The organism is Parasedimentitalea nitratireducens, assembly GCF_057444295.1.
In genome coordinates this window covers 1-605 of the sequence record NZ_JBYAXC010000045.1, presented here as the reverse complement: position 1 = coordinate 605, position 605 = coordinate 1, and the positions used below count along the sequence as shown (strand labels likewise).

Here is a 605-nt window from a genome sequence, read left to right as displayed (position 1 = left end):
GGCTGGGGGTGGTTCTATCTCAGCACCATCCTCGACGATTACAGCCGCTACATCATCTCGTGGAAACTCTGCACAAACATGAGGGCTAAAGACGTGACTGACACCCTGGACCTGGCCCTTCAAGCCTCAGGCTGCGATCAGGTCCACGTCGTTCATAAACCACGCCTGCTCAGCGATAACGGCTCAAGTTACGTCTCGGGCGATCTGGCTGAGTGGTTGCAGGACAAAGGCATGAAGCACTCACGCGGAGCGCCGTATCATCCTCAAACACAGGGTAAGATCGAGCGATGGCATCAGACTTTGAAGAACCGCATCCTGCTGGAAAACTACTTCCTACCCGGTGATCTCGAAGCCCAGATCGAAGCCTTCGTCGACCACTACAACCACCAGCGCTACCACGAGAGCCTGAACAACGTCACACCCGCCGACGTCTACTTCGGACGGGACAAAGCCATTCTACAACAGCGAGAAAGGATCAAACGAAAGACGCTCGAAGCGCGCCGCTTGCATCACAGGCAACACGCCGCATAATCAAACCAACCAGATGAGCCAAACTTTCTCTTAGTTTAGGCTGCCTTTGGACCCAAAAACTCTGCCGACGCACA

The 605-nt window shown here is 54.5% G+C and carries 1 protein-coding gene; it reads left to right on the top strand.

Annotation, left to right across the window (positions count from 1 at the left end; all coding sequences use genetic code 11):
- Window positions 1-531 (top strand): transposase (locus AC2T28_RS24940; RefSeq protein WP_486751300.1); only part of this gene is annotated, 531 nt, incomplete at its 5' end.
- Window positions 532-605 lie beyond the last annotated feature (74 nt).